This is a genomic window from Rhizorhapis sp. (assembly GCF_035276005.1).
Classification (GTDB): Bacteria; Pseudomonadota; Alphaproteobacteria; order Sphingomonadales; family Sphingomonadaceae; genus Rhizorhapis.
On sequence record NZ_DATEMB010000015.1, the window covers coordinates 1 to 13,343 of the forward strand.

General features: G+C 60.4%; 14 protein-coding genes, 2 tRNA genes and 1 pseudogene. 12 read left to right on the forward strand and 5 right to left on the reverse strand.

Annotated elements, in window-relative coordinates; genetic code table 11:
• Positions 1-109 (forward strand): annotated as a pseudogene (locus tag VJS46_RS04885) (8-oxo-dGTP diphosphatase MutT); the annotation flags it as partial.
• Positions 110-287: 178 nt separating this feature from the next.
• On the opposite strand, the gene VJS46_RS04890 reads toward VJS46_RS04885, so the two are convergent.
• On the reverse strand, positions 288-1,160 hold the full coding sequence (locus VJS46_RS04890) for a class I SAM-dependent methyltransferase (RefSeq protein WP_324058227.1): 873 nt from the start codon (positions 1,158-1,160) through the stop codon (positions 288-290).
• Positions 1,161-1,186: 26 nt separating this feature from the next.
• Between VJS46_RS04890 and VJS46_RS04895 the strand changes: the two genes are divergently transcribed.
• The 6 genes from VJS46_RS04895 to VJS46_RS04920 all read left to right on the forward strand — a co-directional run bounded on the left by VJS46_RS04895 (position 1,187) and on the right by VJS46_RS04920 (position 4,838).
• Positions 1,187-1,963: a ComF family protein gene (locus tag VJS46_RS04895; RefSeq protein WP_324058228.1), complete on the forward strand. Its 777-nt coding sequence runs from the start codon at positions 1,187-1,189 to the stop codon at positions 1,961-1,963.
• A gap of 22 nt (positions 1,964-1,985) precedes the next feature.
• On the forward strand, positions 1,986-2,243 hold the full coding sequence (gene grxC, locus VJS46_RS04900; RefSeq protein WP_324058229.1) for a glutaredoxin 3: 258 nt from the start codon (positions 1,986-1,988) through the stop codon (positions 2,241-2,243).
• A 5-nt stretch (positions 2,244-2,248) separates the two neighbouring features.
• Positions 2,249-3,079 (forward strand): carbon-nitrogen hydrolase family protein, encoded by an 831-nt coding sequence (locus VJS46_RS04905; RefSeq protein WP_324058230.1) that lies wholly within the window; start codon positions 2,249-2,251, stop codon positions 3,077-3,079.
• Positions 3,076-3,588, forward strand: a complete 513-nt coding sequence (locus VJS46_RS04910; RefSeq protein ID WP_324058231.1) for a DUF1178 family protein — start codon at positions 3,076-3,078, stop codon at positions 3,586-3,588. Before VJS46_RS04905 ends, VJS46_RS04910 begins: the two co-directional genes overlap by 4 nt.
• Before the next feature lie 249 nt (positions 3,589-3,837).
• A tRNA-Arg gene (locus VJS46_RS04915) sits at positions 3,838-3,914 on the forward strand.
• A 207-nt stretch (positions 3,915-4,121) separates the two neighbouring features.
• On the forward strand, positions 4,122-4,838 hold the full coding sequence (locus tag VJS46_RS04920) for a class I SAM-dependent methyltransferase (RefSeq protein WP_324058232.1): 717 nt from the start codon (positions 4,122-4,124) through the stop codon (positions 4,836-4,838).
• A 20-nt stretch (positions 4,839-4,858) separates the two neighbouring features.
• Here the strand turns inward: VJS46_RS04920 and VJS46_RS04925 are convergent, their stop codons facing one another.
• The 4 genes from VJS46_RS04925 to VJS46_RS04940 form a co-directional block, all read right to left on the reverse strand.
• Positions 4,859-5,527 carry a hypothetical protein gene (locus VJS46_RS04925; RefSeq protein ID WP_324058239.1) on the reverse strand — a complete coding sequence of 223 codons (669 nt, stop codon included), beginning with the start codon at positions 5,525-5,527 and terminating at the stop codon, positions 4,859-4,861.
• A 91-nt stretch (positions 5,528-5,618) separates the two neighbouring features.
• Positions 5,619-5,915, reverse strand: a complete 297-nt coding sequence (locus VJS46_RS04930) for a hypothetical protein (protein WP_324058233.1) — start codon at positions 5,913-5,915, stop codon at positions 5,619-5,621.
• Positions 5,916-6,141: 226 nt separating this feature from the next.
• Positions 6,142-6,218, reverse strand: a tRNA-Pro gene (locus VJS46_RS04935).
• Positions 6,219-6,315: 97 nt separating this feature from the next.
• Positions 6,316-6,849, reverse strand: a complete 534-nt coding sequence (locus VJS46_RS04940) for a JAB domain-containing protein (protein WP_324058234.1) — start codon at positions 6,847-6,849, stop codon at positions 6,316-6,318.
• An 87-nt stretch (positions 6,850-6,936) separates the two neighbouring features.
• Here VJS46_RS04940 and thyA point away from each other — a divergent pair, with 87 nt between their 5' ends.
• From thyA to VJS46_RS04965, 5 genes are all read left to right on the forward strand, one after another.
• Entirely contained in the window at positions 6,937-7,860 is a 924-nt protein-coding gene (gene thyA, locus VJS46_RS04945) for a thymidylate synthase (protein WP_324058235.1), read from the forward strand.
• 128 nt (positions 7,861-7,988) lie between these two features.
• Entirely contained in the window at positions 7,989-9,260 is a 1,272-nt protein-coding gene (locus VJS46_RS04950; RefSeq protein WP_324058236.1) for a 3-methyl-2-oxobutanoate dehydrogenase (2-methylpropanoyl-transferring) subunit alpha, read from the forward strand.
• Positions 9,261-9,286: 26 nt separating this feature from the next.
• Entirely contained in the window at positions 9,287-10,291 is a 1,005-nt protein-coding gene (locus VJS46_RS04955) for an alpha-ketoacid dehydrogenase subunit beta (RefSeq protein ID WP_324058240.1), read from the forward strand.
• Positions 10,292-10,294: 3 nt separating this feature from the next.
• Positions 10,295-11,542 (forward strand): dihydrolipoamide acetyltransferase family protein, encoded by a 1,248-nt coding sequence (locus VJS46_RS04960; protein WP_324058237.1) that lies wholly within the window; start codon positions 10,295-10,297, stop codon positions 11,540-11,542.
• 191 nt (positions 11,543-11,733) lie between these two features.
• Positions 11,734-13,260 (forward strand): aminoacyl--tRNA ligase-related protein, encoded by a 1,527-nt coding sequence (locus tag VJS46_RS04965; protein ID WP_324058238.1) that lies wholly within the window; start codon positions 11,734-11,736, stop codon positions 13,258-13,260.
• The last annotated feature ends 83 nt before the right edge of the window (positions 13,261-13,343 follow it).

Consider the following 13,343-nt stretch of genomic DNA (forward strand, 5'->3'; position numbering starts at 1 on the left):
GCCCCTTCATGCGACGGACCTGAAATGGGTGCGGCCGGTGCAGATGCACGCCATGGAGATGCCGCCCGCGGACAAGCCGTTGATTGGGCTTCTCGACGCGTTGCTTTGAGAGAATCCTGCGAGCCATCCGGGCCCATGGTCCTGAGCCTGCCGAAGGGCCTTTCTTCTGGTAATAAAAAGCCCTTTGCCCAGGTCATTTTGCTTTTTGCCGTCGTCCCTGCCTGCGCGGGGACGACGGAGTAAGACAAGCACAGCCCGAACAGGACTCGGGTCAGTTGCGCGATGCTCTACCTCTTCTTCAAAGCCTCCGCCAAGGAGACGGTGCCGCTTCCCCTCTTCGCTGGCTTGGGCTGGCTGGGATGGGGAGCCCAGCCGCTCAGGTAGATGATCCCAAATCGCTCGGTGGTCTTGCCATCGGCACCGGCCGCAGCGGCAAAGGCTTCGGCTGCGCGGGTCAATCCTTCCCGCCTCATATGGGGAGGACGCGAGGAGAGCATATTGGCGGCGCCCATGCCCCTGAGATCGGTAAGCAACGGGAACAAGCCGGAATAGCGCACCGCCAGCGTATCTCCGTCAGCCACCGGCATGGCGAAGCCGGCGCGGCTGACCAGGTCGCCTGCTGACCGGACCTCGATCTGCGGATGGATATGCTGGGCCGGACGGTCCCCATCGGCATGCAGGAGGGCCGCCCGCAGCACCGGAAGCGTGCCCGCTCCGAAAAAGGCGGCCAGGAACAGACCATCAGGCCGCAATATCCGGCGGATCAGAAGCAATGCGCCCGGCAGGTCATTGACGCTGTCGAGCGTGCCGCAAGCCATGACCAGGTCGAAACTGGCGTCGGCAAAGGGCAGGGCGTCCTCATCGGCCTGAACACCTGCCACGGCACGGCTGTTGCCAAAGCCGGGATCGGTGGCGACCACCGTCATTCCGGCCGCTGACAGGCGGTCGCGAAGGAATGAGTCGGGAGAACCGATCAGCAAGACGCTGCGGAACGCCCTTTTGACGTCGCTCAACCGGTCGAGCAGTTCCTCGGCCATATGGCGATACAGGAAATCATGCCCCTGGAACCCCGCAGCCGCCCGGTCACGGTGCATGCGCCGCAAGCGCCTGTCAAAGATATCCTGCTGATCGGCTGCCATGGTCACAGCGGGCTTGTGCATTCAGGCTTCGCATAGGACAAGAGCTTATGAACATCCTGCATGCGCTTTCCCGCGCTATCGTTGATTTTGCTCTCCCCCCGCGCTGCCCCTCCTGCGGGATCATCACGACCGGCGCGCAGAGTTTCTGCCCCCTCTGCTGGCAGAAAATGGAATGGCTGGGGTCGCCCTGTTGTGAAAGTTGTGCCCTGCCATTTGCCTATGAGCAGCCGGAGGGAAGCCGTTGCGGCGCATGCCTCGCCAATCCACCTGCATATGATCGCGCGCGGTCAGTGATCGCCTATGGCGAGGTGGCCCGCCATGTGGCGCTGAAGCTGAAATATGGCAGGAAAATAGGATTGGCGCGGCTGATCGCGGGATTGATGGAGCGCCATGTGCCCGACGAGCGCCGGGACGATCTGGTGCTGGTGCCTGTGCCGCTGTATCGCTGGCGGCTCTGGTCGCGCGGCTTCAATCAATCGGCGCTCATTGCACAAGCACTGGGGCGATCGCTGGAGCTTGCCTATGAGTTGGAGGTGCTCAAGCGCGTCAAGGCCACGCCGCCTCTTCGCGGCCTTAACCCGAAAGAAAGGGCCAGGACGGTGGCTGGCGCTTTTGCCGTGGATAAAGCGGACCGGCCTCGTCTTTCCGGCAAGACGGTGGTGCTGATTGACGATGTCTATACGAGCGGGGCCACGGCCAATGGCTGCGCCAGGATATTGAAGCGCGCCGGAGCCGCATCCGTTCATCTCCTATGCTGGGCACGGGTGATAGCGGATGAGGAGGAGCCGCAATTGACAATGGCGGAGCCCATGCCAATCTCGTGAGCCAACATTGAAGAGGTCGCCGATGCCCCAAGTGGAAATCTATACGAAGATGATGTGCCCCTATTGCGTTCGCGCCAAGCGGCTGCTGAACGAAAAGGGTGTGCCGTTCGAGGAATATGACATCACCCTGGGCGGTCCGAAACGGGCGGAAATGCTGGAGCGGTCCAACGGCGGCTATACCGTCCCCCAGATTTTCATCGACGGACGGCATATCGGCGGATCGGACGATCTTGCCGCCCTGGATTATGCCGGCAAGCTTGATCCGCTGTTGAAGTCCTGACAACCATGCGCGCCGCCATTCTGCAGATGACAAGCGGCATCGATCCTGCGCACAACGCGCAGGCGATCGTCGAGGCCGTGGAAAAGGCCAAGGCGGAGGGTGCCGACATGCTCTTCACCCCTGAGATGGCCGGTCAAATGGATCGCAACCGGTCCAGGGTGGCAGCCTCGCTGACGGACGAGCAAGGAAATGCCGTTCTTGCGGCGGTGCGCGAGGCGGCGGCGAAAGCTGGCTTGTGGGTTCATATCGGTTCGCTTGCCCTGAAAGGGGAGCGGGAGGATGGCCGATGGAGCAACCGGAGCTTTGTCATTGACGATGGCGGCGCGATCAGGGCCAGATACGACAAGATCCATCTTTTTGATGTCGACCTAGCCACAGGAGAGAGCTGGCGGGAATCCTCGGTCTATGGCCCTGGGGAACGGGTCGTGGCGGTGGACACACCGTGGGCGCGGCTGGGCCTCAGCATCTGCTATGACCTCCGCTTTCCGGACCTTTACCGGGCGCTCAGCAATGCCGGAGCCACCATATTGCTGGTTCCCTCGGCCTTCACCGTGCCCACCGGTAAGGCGCATTGGCATGTGCTGTTGCGGGCGCGGGCCATTGAGGCGGCCTGCTTCGTCATCGCGCCTGCGCAGGCCGGACAGCATGAGGATGGCCGCGAAACTTTCGGCCATTCATCTGTGGTTGATCCTTGGGGTGATATTTTATTGGATATGGGCACTCAATCAGGGCTTGCCTTCGCCGATATAGAGATGGAAAGGGTCGCGACGGTGCGATCCCATGTTCCGGCGATCGCCAACCGGCGGGGCATCTCAAGCGAAGTTGACATAGGATGATCGTTTTCGACCTGAAATGTTACGGCTACGGCCATGTCTTTGAGGGGTGGTTCGGGTCCAGCGCCGATTATGAAAAGCAGCGCGCGGGGGGCATGATCGCATGTCCGATGTGCGGCGATACGCAGGTGCGCAAGGCCGTGATGAGCCCGGCTGTTTCACCCAAGTCCAATCAGAAGCAGGCGCAGCGGCCGGTGAAGGCCAATCTGCCTGCGCCCGTGCCGGTGGAAGAGCGGGGGGTCACTGTCAGCAATGCCCCCTCCAGCGCAGAGATGGAGAAGATGCGCTCAATCATAAACACGCTCGCGCAGGTGCAGGCGCGCGTGCTGGAAAAGTCCGAATGGGTGGGCCGTGCCTTCGCCGACCGGGCGAGGGCAATGCATTATGGCGAAGAACCGCACAAGCAAATACACGGCGAGGTTGCTTCCGGTGAAGCACGCGCCCTGATTGAGGAAGGCGTTGAGGTGGCTCCGCTTCCTCTGCCGGTCGTGCCGCCCGAAATACAGAATTAAGGTTGCGAAGAGCAGGATTGTTCGGGTGAAAGCCCCGGCAACAAGACTGTGGGGAAATCGTGTTGCCAGGGCCGTTCCACCATTGGCTATCGTTGGGGGTCAGCGATAACCTTGCCTCAGACCAGAAAGAGGCACCTTTCTTTTTGGCATCAAATGGTTAACAAATTGCTAACGCTGTCCCCGCCCGCTTGCGATTGACGCGAAGGGCTGGCGGCAGTATCGCCAGACAGCCGCATGAAGGCTTTCAATGCGCCCGTAGCTCAGCAGGATAGAGCACCAGATTCCTAATCTGGGGGCCACAGGTTCGAATCCTGTCGGGCGCACCATTCCTCTGCATCAGCGCGCTCCAGCAGCAGTGAGGCGATCGGAAAGTCGCGTTGGCTGCCGGTCTGCGGGACCGTGGCACCGGCAGATCTCGAAATACCTACATAATGTTATGTTTATTGTTTCGGTGCGCTTATCTTGTACCTTGATCGCCTGCTGGACGTCGCCTGGCGGCGAATGTCCAGGGGAAGCCTGCATGGAGGCAAGTGATGCGCATGAGGATGCGAGCGGCAGTGAGGCATTTCCTCCAGCCGCGTTCCGTTTCGCGGCGGCCGGCCACGCTGGATGAGGCTTTGACGCTCGGTCAGAGCGCATGGCGCAGTCATCTTGACGGGTTCACCAATCATCTCGGCGTTGTGGAGATGAAGAATTATCCGGTCCTTCAGCGGAGGCATCTGGCCAATTGCAAGGTACTGCCCCTGCGCGAGGACATATTGGAGGCGATGCCGCGCAACGCGGTAGCTGCTGAGGTAGGGGTGCAGGAGGGCGTCTTCTCGCGAAAGATCATCGACATCTGCAATCCAACCAAGCTGCACCTCATCGACATCGATCTGACAAGGTTCGACATTGCGGGCCGTTTCGCTCCAGAGATTGCAGATGGCTCGGTCGCGATCCATGAGGCGGACTCGGTAGCTGCCATTGGCAGCTTTCCGGATGATCAATTCGACTTCATCTATATCGATGCCGACCACAGCTATAATGGAGTGAAACGCGACATAGCGGCAGCCGTCCCGAAGGTGAAGCAGGGCGGATATCTTCTGTTCAATGATTATACTTTCTGGTCGCCCGCCGAATGCATGCCCTATGGGGTGATCCATGCAGTAAATGAGCTCTGTCTCGCCGAGGATTGGGAAATGCTGTACTTGGCGCTTGGCTATATGGGCTATGGCGATGTCGCCTTTCGGCGGATCGCCGCAGGTGGATAAGGCAGCGTCAGCGGCCTCTTCTAGCGTGAGAAAGAGCCGCGATTGACGAAGGGCTGAACCCGCAATCGGGGGAAGACCTCTTCAAGGGATTTGGTGTCTGGCAATATGTAGACGACCCCGCCCTTCCTCCTGAAAAGCGGGCGCACATTCTTGCTGTAGAATGTTAGAGGCACGTTGATGCAGCCGAAGGTTATCCGGTTGTCGTCAGCCGCGGGCGAGAGCAGCCGCTGGCGGCGGCGTTCCTTTCTGGTGCCCTTGGGCACTGGATGGAGTGCTACGGATGTGCCGTAATCGACCCAGAGCACCCTTTGCTTTCCAGCGGCCAATCCGAACCTCGCAAGGAAACGGCCCGCGGGCGTCGTCCGCTCCGCGGGCCCAATCTCCTCAAGATTCTTGCCGCCAACACCGGGGGTGGCGTCATCCCCGGTGGCGAGACCGATCAATATCGGAGCTTCGCCGAGTGCCTTGCCTTTCGCATCGAACAGAAAGAGCTCTGCACCCGTTTTATCGACTATGATGTACGGAAGCGAGCCATTGTCCTTGGATGCAGCGATCCAATCGGCAACGCGCGTTACCGTCTCCGGCGGCTTTCCAGCTTCGCCAGCATTTTCCCCGCTGAGAACTGTCGCCCCAGCGGGCGCAAGCGAAGCCAGCGCAAGTCCCGCAAGTGTCAAGACGGTATGGATCATCATTCCATGTACTCGAATTGGACCCATCAGACGAAACAAGCGGAACATTGCAAGAGATTAGAGTCCTTCAGGCAATTGTGCCCTTGTGACATTAATTGCGCGGACGCCGCCTCTCCTGAAGCCGCTGCTCGATGCCATCAACGCGGGCATTGAGCTGGTCCAGCCGCTGCGCATTGTTCTGGGCCTGTCCGGATGCGGCCTGCGCCTCCGCTTGAGCTGCCTTCGCCGTGCCATCCGTCGTCTGCAATTTGGCATCAAGGGCATCAATGCGCTGGTTCACGGTAGCGATCTGCTCTTTCACATATCCCTTGGTAGCGCAGCCTCCCAGGCTCAGTGAGCCAACCAGAATCAGCATAGCGGGCGCAATTTTCGTTAGTGACGGCGACATCAAATTCTCCTTCCTGTGAATTCAGTACGCGCTCCCAAGCCGAGCGCTGCCGCAGGGACAATTCGATTCTGCCGGTCCGTGCATTCGTTCAGATGGACGGATGATGATCGTCATCACGCCGACATCCGCATACTGGGGCGGTTTGTGGCGGTGACAGGATGACTGCACGGGGGGTGTGCTTACCCCTACAGCCGTCTTCAAATTTCTCGCGCGCAGGAAAATTAAATGGTCGGGGAGAGAGGATTCGAACCTCCGGCCCCTGCCTCCCGAAGACAGTGCTCTACCAGGCTGAGCTACTCCCCGACCGGGCCGGAATCATGCATGACCCGGCAAGGCAGGGGGCGGTCTATATAAGCGGGTTTGCATGGTTGCAAGCGGAGAGATGGCACTTTGTTGCGGATCATATGAGACCGGCGGCGCGGAAGCTGAAGCAGGATTGCCCCGCGACGATGATATGATCGAGAAGCTGCAAGCCAAGCGGGGCGGCGGTTCGGCACAGCAGCCGCGTGGTCACGATGTCCGCTGCGCTCGGCCGCGGGTCGCCCGAGGGATGATTGTGGATGAGAATGAAGCGGCGATAGTCGTGCGTCAACGCTTGCTTAATAATTGATCGTGCCGGCAGGAATATCAGGTCGGGACGCTGATTGCTGCTATGATGCACCTTGGCAATATTCCCTTCGGCATCAACATAAAGCACCGACAAGGTCTCAAGGAATGCGCTGCTGCCCGTAGGGATGGGCTCGATGCCGCAGGAATGACGTTGATCCAACGCTGGAGACGTTGAAATAGTGATCGGGTTAGGTGACGGCAGCACAGACATGCCGCTTAATTGCTTAAATAAAAGCGCCAAAACCAATGTAATTCGGTCCGATCTAGACCAAAGTTTTCTTGCGGCGGCAGAATGAGGACCATTTTGGACGAGATGATATTTCAAAGGAGCCCGGCCACCTCCCGAATGGACCGAGTGCCTCTATTCGGCTAGTCCCTGCCATATATCACCCCCTCACTAGGATGAGCCTCCGTGACCCATTATGAGCAGCAATATCTGGATCTCATGCGCCATGTCTGGACTGAAGGCGCGCAAAAGGTGGACCGGACAGGAGTGGGGACCCGGTCGCTGTTCGGCGCAACCCTGCGCTTTTCGCTGGCCGAAGGCGCCGTGCCGTTGCTCACCACCAAACGCGTCTATTGGAAGACGGCCGCGCGGGAAATGCTTTGGTTCCTGACGGGCAACACCAATATACGGCCGCTGGTGGAACAGGGCGTTCATATCTGGACGGACTGGCCGCTCGACAAATATCGCAAGGCAACGGGCGAGGAAATCAGTCTGGAGGCGTTCGAGCGCCGGATAATCGAGGATGAGAGGTTCGCGCTGGATTGGGGCGATCTTGGTCCGGTCTATGGCACGCAATGGGTGAACTGGCCGCGATATGAGCCGCTGGACGGGGGCGTCTACAAACGGGCGTCGCAAGGTCACAACCAGATCGCCGCACTGGTCGACGGGATCAAGAATAATCCGGGATCCCGGCGATTGCTGTTCACTGGCTGGAATGTCGACGAGCTTGACGAGATGGCGTTGCCGCCATGCCACATGACCTATCAATTCTATGTCGCGGATGGAAAGCTGTCCGGACTGCTTTTTCAGCGGAGCTGTGATCTGGCGCTCGGCGTTCCGTTCAACATCTTTTCCGCGGCGCTCCTCGTGCGGATGCTGGCGCAGCAATGCGATCTGGAGCCGGGGGAATTGATATGGAATGGGGGGGACGTCCATCTTTACCTCAATCATGCGGAACTGGTTGAGGCTCAGCTTCAACGGACCCCATCGGGTGCACCAAGCCTGCATCTGTTGCGGCGGCCGGAGAGCGTCTTTGACTATCGGATCGAGGATTTCGAGGTGCGGGATTATGCACCCCAGGCCCATATTGCTGCTCCCGTGGCGGTTTAACGGCGTAGGCATCTTCGCGTCCTGTCTGTCCCAAGGCCCTTGTCCGGCGAAGGAAGGTAATATAATAACAACATAAAGAAATATTATTCCGCCTTCGATTCGGGAGGCTGGAGCTGGGAAGGAGCAGAATGGCGCTGGATCGAGACGGGCGGAACCTGCCGCCTCTCAGGCTTCATGTGCCGGAGCCGCGTTTCCGTCCTGGTGACGAGGTGGACTTCAGCGACATGCCGGTTCCCGCTGCCGGCGCCACCCGCAGGCCGGATGAGACCGCAGCTCCAGCCGACATGGCTGATCTCGCCTACGGGCTGGTGCGGGTGCTTGATGATGAGTACCGCGCCGCTGGGCCCTGGGATCCGCGCCTGGACGGAGAGACGCTGCTCAAGATGCTGCGGGCGATGGCGCTGACCCGCGCTTTCGACGAGCGAATGTTCCGGGCGCAGCGGCAGGGCAAGACCAGCTTTTACATGAGATGCACTGGCGAGGAGGCCGTCGCGATTGCGGCGGCCTTCGCTCTGCACCGCGATGACATGTGTTTCCCGAGCTATCGTCAGCAGGGACTGCTGATCGCGCGAGACTGGCCGCTCGTGGACATGATGAACCAGATTTATTCCAACCGGGCGGACCGGCTGCAGGGCAGGCAAATGCCGATCATGTACAGCAGCAAGGAAGCAAGCTTCTTTTCCATTTCAGGCAATCTTGCCACGCAATGCCCGCAGGCGGTCGGATGGGCGATGGCGAGCGCGGCCAGGGGCGACACGCGGATTGCCGCCGTCTGGTGTGGGGAGGGGTCCACGGCCGAAGGCGATTTCCATTCCGCCTGCATCTTCGCCAGCGTCTATCGCGCGCCCGTGATCCTGAATGTCGTCAACAATCAATGGGCGATTTCTTCCTTTTCAGGCTTTGCCGGAGCCGAGGCCACGACCTTTGCCGCCCGGGCTGTCGGTTATGGCATTGCCGGTCTCAGGGTCGACGGCAACGATCCGCTTGCCGTCTATGCCGCCACCAAATGGGCATCCGACCGGGCCAGGGCCAATGTGGGACCGACGCTCATAGAACTTTTCACCTATCGCGTTGAGGGGCACAGCACTTCGGACGATCCGTCGCAATACCGGTCGGTCATGGAAAGCAGCAAATGGCCGCTGGGCGATCCCATATTGCGGCTGAAGCGGCATTTGATCGGCCTTGGCCTGTGGGACAAGGAGCGCCATGCCGCCATGGATCTGGAAGTGGCGCATTATGTGCGCGACTGCGCCAAGGAGGCGGAGAAGAACGGCATATTGGGCCATGGCCTGCACCAGCCGCTGGAGACGCTGTTCGAGGGCGTCTATGAAGAAATGCCCTGGCATCTGCGCGAGCAGCGGGAACAGATGTTCCGCGAGGCGAAGGCGGCGAAGCTGTGAGTGACGCCACGATCCAGACGCGCGAAATGACCATGATCCAGGCGATCAACAACGCGCTCGACGTGGTCATGGAGCGGGACCCCGATGTCGTGGTGATGGGCGAGGATGTCGGCTATTTTGGCGGCGTTTTCCGTGCGACCGCCGGTCTTCAGCACAAATATGGCAAGACGCGCGTATTCGATACGCCAATCACTGAGTGCGGCATCGTGGGGGTGGCGCTGGGTATGGGCGTGTACGGCCTGCGGCCGGTCGCCGAGATCCAGTTCGCCGATTATATCTATCCCGCCCTCGACCAATTGGTGTCGGAGGCGGCACGACTGCGCTACCGGTCGGCGGGGGAGTTCACTGCTCCGCTGACCGTGCGCAGCCCCTTTGGCGGCGGCATTTTCGGCGGACAGACGCATAGCCAGAGCCCCGAAGGCATTTTCACCCATGTTTCGGGCATCAAGACCGTCATTCCCTCGACGCCCTATGATGCGAAGGGCCTGCTCATCGCAGCCATTGAGGATAATGATCCCGTCATCTTTTTCGAGCCGAAACGCATCTATAATGGACCTTTCGATGGCCATTATGACCGGCCCGCGCGCAACTGGGCCGGCCATCCGGGGGCTCAGGTGCCGGAGGGCTATTACCGCATCGAGCTTGGCAAGGCGCGAACCGTGCGGGAAGGGGAGGCGCTCACCATCCTCTGCTATGGCACCATGGTGCATGTGGTGTCCAACAGTGTTGCCGAGATGGGCGTCGATGCGGAGATCATCGACTTGCGCACCTTGGTGCCCTTGGACATCGAGGCGGTGGAGGCATCGGTCCGCAAGACCGGACGCTGCATGATTGTCCATGAGGCGACCCGGACCAGCGGCTTTGGCGCAGAGCTTTCGGCGCTGGTGCAGGAACGCTGCTTCTATCATCTGGAAGCGCCGGTCGAGCGGGTGACCGGGTTCGATACTCCTTATCCCCATTCGCTGGAATGGGCCTATTTCCCTGGGCCGGTGCGGATCGGGGAAGCCATCAAGAAGATCCTGAAGGACTGACCCATGGCGCGCTTCACATTCAAACTGCCTGACATCGGCGAAGGCATTGCGCAGGCGGAGATCGTCGAATGGCGTGTAGCCGTCGGCGACACGGTTGAGGAGGATCAGCCGATTGCCGACATGATGACCGACAAGGCGACCGTGGAGATGGAATCGCCTGTTGCAGGCCGGGTGCTGGCGCTCGGCGGGGCGGCCGGTGATCAGATCGCGATCGGGTCGATGCTGGTGGAGATCGAGACGGACGGAGAGGAAATCCCGCCCAAAGCCGTTCGCTCCCAGCCTGTCGAAGAGCCTTCTTCTCCTGAAGCTGAAATGGAAGCGGAAAAGCTGAGCGTCGACAAGCTGAGCCCGAACGAAGAAGAAAAGAGCGAGGGTGGGAAAAGCAAGGTTCTGGCCTCTCCTGCCGTCCGCGGGCGGGCCGACGCGCTCGGGGTCGATTTGAGCCTGGTTCAGCCTCAGGGTGACCGCATCCGCCACTCCGATCTTGATGCCTATCTGCTCTACAGCAAAGGGGAGGGCTATCGCGCGCCCGGCACATCCGCCGCGCGGCCGGATGAACAAGTGAAAGTGACTGGCCTGCGCCGCCGCATTGCCGAGAATATGGCAGCTTCAAAGCGTCACATCCCGCACTTTACTTATGTGGAGGAGATTGATGTCACAGAGCTTGAAGCCATGCGCGCCGATCTCAACGCTGAACGCGGGGAGCGGCCCAAGCTGACGCTGCTACCTTTTCTGATCGTTGCGCTGTGCAAGGCCATTCCTGATTTTCCGATGGTGAACGCCACCTTTGACGATGAAGCCGGTCTGATCACCCGGCATGGCAGCGTTCATCTCGGCATGGCCGCGCAGACCGCCGGCGGTCTGATGGTGCCGGTGATCCGCGATGCGCACGACCGGAATATCTGGCAACTTGGAGCGGAAATTGCGCGCCTTTCAGCCGCAGCGCGGGACGGCAAGGCGGCCAGGGCCGAGCTGTCGGGATCGACGATCACAGTGACGTCCCTGGGCGCGCTGGGCGGCATTGTGACGACGCCGGTCATTAATCGCCCCGAGGTTGCCATCGTTGGCGTCAACCGGATCATTGAGCGGCCAGTCATCAAGGACGGCGAGATCGTGGCGGCAAAGCTCATGAATCTTTCCACCAGTTGCGATCATCGCGTGGTCGATGGCTGGGACGCCGCGAATTTTGTGCAGCGGGTGAAGAAATTGCTGGAAACGCCGGTGCTGCTGTTTGCGGATGATCGGGCGTAAACCGAATTACCCCCGCGGATCGCGTTTTTCTCAGGATCGCTGAGCAATGGCGGGCTCCCCGCCTCGCAGGGACGACGAGGGTGGGTTGGGGGATTGCCTCTTCCAGCCGCCCAATTCCCGTCTCGACTTACCCGCCCACGATCCTCTAAGTGGCCTCATCACAACCAAGACGTTCATGCAGGGCAGGCACATTGAAACACGCACTCTCCGTTACGCGCGCGCAGGATTTTGCCGCATGGTATCAAGCCGTCATCAGCGAGGCGGACCTGGCCGAGGAATCGGGGGTGCGCGGGTGCATGGTGATCCGGCCCTGGGGCTATGGCATTTGGGAGCGCATCCAGAAGCTGCTCGATGCGGAGATCAAGCGGACGGGCCACGAGAATTGCTATTTTCCGCTGTTCATCCCGCTTTCCTATTTCGCCCGGGAGGCTGAGCATGTGGAGGGCTTTGCCAAGGAAATGGCGGTCGTCACCCACCACAGGCTGAAGGCTGAGGGCGGTTCACTGGTGCCCGATCCGGACTCGAAGCTGGAAGAGCCGCTTGTGGTCCGGCCGACATCGGAAATGATCATCGGCGCCGCCTTTTCGCGTTGGGTGCAGAGCTGGCGAGACCTGCCGGTGCTCACCAACCAGTGGGCCAATGTTGTGCGGTGGGAGATGCGCACTCGCATGTTCCTGCGCACCGCCGAGTTCCTCTGGCAGGAAGGGCACACGGCCCATGCCACCGCCGAGGAAGCCCGCGAAGAGACGCTGCGCATGCTGGAGGTGTATCGCAGCCTTGCCGAAGATTGCCTTGCTCTGCCGGTGGTGGCGGGGGAGAAGCCGGAAAATGAACGTTTCCCAGGCGCTGTGGCCACCTATTCGATCGAGGCGATGATGCAAGATGGGAAGGCGCTTCAGGCCGGAACGAGCCATTTCCTCGGCACCAATTTTGCGGCTGCCCAGAATATCCGTTTCCAGAACAGCCAGGGTGAGCAGGAGCTTGCCAACACGACGAGCTGGGGGGTTACGACGCGGCTCATTGGCGGAGTCGTCATGGTGCATGGCGATGATGACGGGCTACGCGTGCCGCCGGTGATCGCGCCGCAACAGATCATCATCGTGCCAATGCTGCGCGATCAGCCGGAGGACGACTCCATCCTGGCTTATTGCCAGGAAATCGCGGCCGCCCTGTCGAAACTGACGGCCTTTGGCGAACCGGTCCGGCCGCTTCTCGACAAAAAGGCGATCAAGGCCGCGAACAAACGCTGGAGTTGGGTCAAGAAGGGTGCGCCGATCATCGTTGAAGTTGGCGGCCGCGATCTGGCAGCCGGCAATGTTTCAGTCGTGCGTCGCGACCGGCTGTATAATGAGGCAGGGAAGCTGGACAGCGCCGTCATTGCCCGTGATGATTTCCTGGGTGCTGCGGCCGCGATGCTGGAGGACATCCAGAAGTCGCTGCATGCGCAGGCCAAGGCGTTCCTGCATGGCAATATTGACCGGAGCGTCACTGATGTTGCCGGATTGAAGGCCTATTTCGGAGACAATGGCAAAGCCGGTTGGGCCGAGGTTCAATGGAGCAAACCGACAGGCGCGGCGCTTGATCAGGTGGTGGAAACGCTGAAGGCAATGAAGCTGACCCTGCGCAATGTGCCGCTGGATGCAGCCGAGGCGGATGGGGCCTGTATTTTTACAGGCGCTCCGGCGGTTGAGCGGGTGCTGGTAGGCCGGGCTTATTGAGGATCGATTGAGAGAGCCAGGTTTCCTGGCATCCCGGACCTCCCGGTAAAGCAAATCCCTGAACCTCCCGATAAAATCAAACC